Genomic DNA, 4,942 nt, shown 5'->3' on the forward strand with positions numbered 1-4,942 from the left:
CCCCACGCATGATATAGAAAACTGCTGTTCATAATTGTACGTTTGCTTGTGCTTATTCAAATATACAATTTGTGCAGCGGTTTTCTTCTTTAATAAACTATCACGCGAAATGTCGGATGAACCTTTTAATGATGTAATCAGAGACCCAGAAACAATATCAGTTGTGGGAGGACTTATCGGAACGGCTACGTTTGAAAAGAATGGTTTGATGAATAAATCACGAGCTTTGGTTGATGGTGGTACCACAATTAAACAAAATAAAGCTATGTTATTATTTGAAACACTAACTCATAAATGTTTTGTTGATATTTACATATATCATGCATACCGAAAACCAGTGCGGGCTTCTTTAATGGTTTCTTCTGAAACTGTTCAAATCGCGGCACGAGTCTCGTATATAAATGGTTCAATAGGGAATGCTGAGTTTTATTACTCAAAACTAGAAAACGGGAATTGGGGAATATATGTTAAAAGTCTCCAAGCTGGAGTTGTTAGTATATCTTGCGTTCCTGTCAGTGGGGTAAAGCCTCTAATGAATTTATCGACTTTGCCAGATGATGCTAAATTGTTTACAGAAGGTTAATAGTTAACCTTCTGTAAACAGTGATATTCTTATGATATTACTAATTCAGTCATATCTTCAATTGTACCGCTATAGGTTGTATATGCTGGTGTACCAACAATTGTTTGAAATATATCTTGTGGGCCAGTATCAGTATTCGCTGATTTGTAGTAAAGATCTAAAGTGCTTCCTGTAATTTTGTAGTATATTTTACCGTTCATCCCGCCTCCATAGAGCCTGACTAGCGTTGGATTAATACTTGAACTATTACCTGCTTTCAACAAAAAAAGGCCTAGTGGGTTTTCGTTATTAGGAATAACATAAATTGCAGCTCCATATCTTTTGTATTGTGCTACATGTGCAATATGAGTTAATCCTCCTCCGCTTGTAGGCATAGATTTGAACATCCTTTTTTTGTCTTCAAATGACATAAGACCATTTTCTTCAAGGGTTGCTGCCGGAAGTAGTCCTCCCACTTGGACACACATTTGCGTAAAAGCGGCAGATTTTCGACCTTTGCGCGAAAAATGCAAAAGATAAGATACCGATTAGTCTATAATAGAAAGAACACAATCAATAAGCAGGGTACAGCATTAATTCAGGTAGAAGCTAAACTGAATCAGCGTAATATCTATCTTACTACGAACGTATATGTACGTCCGGAACACTGGAACAATCAGACATCGGAAGTAATTAATCATCCACAATCTGTAGAACTTAATGCAATATTATTTGAATATATCATTTACCTGCAGGGTATTGAGCTAAGCTTTTGGAAGCGTGGCATTCAGCCTACTCTGGCTTTGCTTCGCGATGCCGTAAAGAAGGAAGCACCAGTAAACATCACTTTTACTGAGTTTGCAAGGAAATCTATTGTATCGGCCGACAAGAGTGAAAGCACTAAAGAAAATCTAATGTCAACAGTAAGGTTATTAGACAGGTTTCGCCCTGGACTGACTTTCGAAGATTTATCGTACACATTTCTGAAGGATTTCGAAGCATGGCTCCGTGACTTAGGTAAGAACCAGAACACTACTGGAAAGCATCTAAGACAACTGAGAACCCTTACGAACGAAGCAATCAATGACGGTTATATGCCTGTTGATGCGTATCCATTTAGGAAGTTTAAAATCAAGATCCAAAAAGCTCAGAAACCATTCTTGACACCAGATGAACTTGGTAAGTTGGAAAAATTGCATCTTGACGATAGTCGTCAGCAGCACATCTTAGATGCCTTCCTATTCTGCTGCTATACCGGTTTACGTTTTTCTGATTTCCGAACATTGACAGCATCAAATATTATACCGATAAATCGAAAAAAATGGCTATGCCTAAATATGCAGAAAACAAACTTGGATATTAAACTCCCTTTGGATTTACTATTTGAAGGCAAAGCTCTTGACATCATAGATAAATACGATAGCATCGAACAGATGGCAGCTATTCCAATTAATGCAGACACTAACAAAATTTTGTCAGAGATAGCCGAAAAATCGAAAATCAAGAAACATTTCACATTCCACACAGCGAGACACACGTGTGCTACGTTACTCATTCATCAAGGCGTTGCTATTACCACCGTGCAGAAACTTCTTGGGCATACTTCGGTTAAGACAACAGAGATATATTCTGAGGTTTTAAGCACTACAATTGTCAAGGACTTGAAGGCTGTGCAAAAGAAGAAAAATGTAAATAAATTTCAAAGTAAAACAGTGTTTTAGTATATACTGGGTATATTGTTATAGGATATACCAAGAATTTACCGTTTTTGAAAATCGAATACTTTAAATTATATCTTTGTAAGAGAGATTTGGAACATTAGTCGGATTGTTTCAAATCCAAAAAACTCATACTGGATGAAGTGCTTTTTTGTGTATGAATTTGACAGGATAACTTTTTAAAATTAGTAGTTATGAAGAAAAAGATGATTGTGATGGCTATTGTTATAGTCGTGATTGTAGGTTTGTTGGCTTACTACCAATATGTGCCTTTTTGGGCAAGTATTGTATCAACAGGTGCGTTCTTGTTTGGTGTTTTCCTTGGCTGGCTTGCAAAGGGTTGGACTGATAAACATTTGAATTGATGGAGAGAATACTTAACATTATAGCTCCACAATTAGCAGTTGCCGGGGCTTACTCTTTTATTGGAGAAATAAAGGATGTGGTATTCCAACTTCGTTGGATGTTAGTGTTTATTGTCGTAATGATAATTGCAGACTTCATTCTTGGTATTATCGACAGCGTAGTCAAACGTGGCGAAGACTTTCGTTTCTCCCGTGCTGGCAGACGTACCATGTGTAAGTTCATAGAGTATAATTCATATCTGGTTCTCGGCTTCATGCTTGGTCTTGCCATCCTACAGCCAGTGGGCATCTGCTCCTATACCATTTCCGCTATGTGCGGCTTGGGGTTGGCTTTCGTCTTCGAGTTTGACAGCATTGCTGACCATATCTGTGCAATACATGGTATTAAGAATAAGGTGTCTATTAAAAGACTGTTAGTCGGTTATATCAAAAAGAAGTATTCTGCAGCCGGGGAAATAATTGAAGAAGTAACAAAAGAGGATGGAAAGAAAAATGAACAAGATTGATGCGATTGTAGTCCATTGCTCTGCAACACGTGCAGGGCAGGACATAGGGAAGAAGGAAATTACACAGATGCACTTACAGAGAGGATTTAGCACGATAGGGTACAACTATGTTATTAGGCTGGACGGAACAATTGAAGTTGGCCGCAGCTTGACGATTAACGGAGCACACTGTAATAGTAAAGGCTTTAGTGGTGTAAGCTATAACAAACATAGTATCGGTATCTGTTACATCGGCGGACTGGATGCAAATAGTAAGGCAGCTGACACCCGTACACCGGCGCAGAAGGAAGCTCTCGCTAAGCTGATTAAAGAATTGTGTGCAAAGTATCAGATTGTCGAAGTACTGGGACACCGTGACACGTCGCCAGACCTTGACAATGACGGTATCGTAGAACCGAACGAGTGGACGAAGATGTGTCCGTGCTTTGATGTAAGAAGTGAATATCCATTTATTCCTGAAATAGTAGTTAAGCCATGAGAATAGTAAGGAATAATATCATCCCGTTTAAGGGATTTAAAGCTATTAATCTGTTCGGTGTGTTATTTGTGCGCAAGGATGCAATGCTTACAAGTTGCACACTGAACCACGAGGAAATACATACTGCGCAGATGAAAGAAATGTTGTATATATTATTTTATTTATGGTATGTAATTGAATGGATAGTAAGGCTATTCGGGAAAGAGAATGCTTATCGGAATATATCTTTCGAGCGTGAGGCATACAGCAATGAAACCTATATGTCCTACACTTCTAAGAGGAAGCATTTTGCTTGGGTCGGTTATATGAAAAATAATAAATTATGAAGCTCTGTGACTACATAATGAATAAGGTGAGCCGGTGCATAACGCTGGCTCCCTTCATGTGCATTATTCTTGTCTGTTCCTGCCGAACGGTAAGATATGTTCCTGTAGAAAGCAAGGCTGATAGTGTTGTAGTGGAGAAGCTGGTTGAAGTTCAATTACCACCGGACAGCGCAACCATCCGAGCCTTACTCGAATGCGATGAAAACGGTAGGGTAGTGCTGAACTGGCTGGATATAGCCAACAGCAAGAACGCTCAGGCAATGCTTACCATCGACAGTCTTGGGAATCTGTTGGCTAAAATGCGAACTCAGCCAGATACAGTTTATCTGCCTTCCAAGGAAGTGACTGTAACGAAGGAAGAAAAAGTCCCATATCCTGTTGAAAAGGAGCTAACTCGCTGGCAGCAGTTTCGGCTCGATGTAGGAGGATGGGCAATAGGAATATTGATTGTTATCGTAATTGTGAAGATAATATGTAGGATTGTATCTAATTTATCCATTAATAAAAAATAAAAATATAATCATGGATGATAAAGTACCTATTTTAGCTTATATTTGTAGCGATAACTCAAGAAAACGCATTATGTTGAATAATCCTCCAGTATATATTCGCTCCCTTATGCTAAAAGATTATAAATGTTTCAAAGGGGAGAATATTTTAGATTTTTGCAAAGGAGAAAATAGTACAAAATTGTCCCAATGTACAGTTATATTGGGGAATAATGGTACTGGCAAAACAAATATTCTAAAGGCAATAGCAAACTTGGAACCTGAATTAGAGCAAGTTGAGAATATTTTAAATAATGACAAAAGTAGTAATGATCCTTCTATAACTGACTTATATATGGATTTTGCTATAACCTATGGAACAGAAGAAGTTAAAGAAAATAATTCTCCTAAGTATAAGCCTATTGTCATTGAAAGACATAATATAGGCCAATATATTGTTAAATGTGATTTTCTCGAAATGAAAAGCAGGCAATCAAAC

At 37.9% G+C, this 4,942-nt stretch carries 9 protein-coding genes; 8 read left to right on the plus strand and 1 reads right to left on the minus strand.

The annotated features are described in order from the left end of the window. Positions 1-109 precede the first annotated feature (109 nt). Entirely contained in the window at positions 110-583 is a 474-nt protein-coding gene (locus tag I6E24_RS15255; protein ID WP_235329449.1) for a hypothetical protein, read from the plus strand. Positions 584-612: 29 nt separating this feature from the next. Here the strand turns inward: I6E24_RS15255 and I6E24_RS15260 are convergent, their stop codons facing one another. Continuing rightward, a complete protein-coding gene (locus I6E24_RS15260; RefSeq protein ID WP_235329451.1) occupies positions 613-1,038 on the minus strand; it encodes a hypothetical protein in 426 nt (141 codons plus the stop codon). Positions 1,039-1,089: 51 nt separating this feature from the next. Here I6E24_RS15260 and I6E24_RS15265 point away from each other — a divergent pair, with 51 nt between their 5' ends. The 7 genes from I6E24_RS15265 to I6E24_RS15295 all read left to right on the plus strand — a co-directional run. Then, complete coding sequence (locus tag I6E24_RS15265; RefSeq protein ID WP_235329453.1) at positions 1,090-2,283, plus strand: site-specific integrase; 1,194 nt, start codon at positions 1,090-1,092, stop codon at positions 2,281-2,283. A 191-nt stretch (positions 2,284-2,474) separates the two neighbouring features. Beyond that, complete coding sequence (locus tag I6E24_RS15270; RefSeq protein ID WP_235329455.1) at positions 2,475-2,645, plus strand: hypothetical protein; 171 nt, start codon at positions 2,475-2,477, stop codon at positions 2,643-2,645. Then, positions 2,645-3,151: a hypothetical protein gene (locus I6E24_RS15275; RefSeq protein WP_235329457.1), complete on the plus strand. Its 507-nt coding sequence runs from the start codon at positions 2,645-2,647 to the stop codon at positions 3,149-3,151. The genes I6E24_RS15270 and I6E24_RS15275 overlap by 1 nt, the downstream gene beginning before the upstream one ends. Further along, positions 3,138-3,629, plus strand: coding sequence for an N-acetylmuramoyl-L-alanine amidase (locus I6E24_RS15280; protein ID WP_235329465.1), 492 nt, complete (start codon positions 3,138-3,140; stop codon positions 3,627-3,629). Before I6E24_RS15275 ends, I6E24_RS15280 begins: the two co-directional genes overlap by 14 nt. Beyond that, positions 3,626-3,955: a hypothetical protein gene (locus I6E24_RS15285; RefSeq protein ID WP_235329459.1), complete on the plus strand. Its 330-nt coding sequence runs from the start codon at positions 3,626-3,628 to the stop codon at positions 3,953-3,955. The genes I6E24_RS15280 and I6E24_RS15285 overlap by 4 nt, the downstream gene beginning before the upstream one ends. Next, the gene (locus I6E24_RS15290) at positions 3,952-4,467 is read left to right on the plus strand and encodes a hypothetical protein (RefSeq protein WP_235329461.1); all 516 of its coding nucleotides are present in this window, start codon (positions 3,952-3,954) and stop codon (positions 4,465-4,467) included. The genes I6E24_RS15285 and I6E24_RS15290 overlap by 4 nt, the downstream gene beginning before the upstream one ends. Positions 4,468-4,477: 10 nt before the next feature. Next, positions 4,478-4,942, plus strand: a 465-nt coding sequence (locus tag I6E24_RS15295; RefSeq protein WP_235329463.1) for an AAA family ATPase, incomplete at its 3' end; no start/stop codon positions are given.

Source organism: Bacteroides caecigallinarum (assembly GCF_021530995.1).
Lineage (GTDB): Bacteria > Bacteroidota > Bacteroidia > Bacteroidales > Bacteroidaceae > Phocaeicola > Phocaeicola faecigallinarum.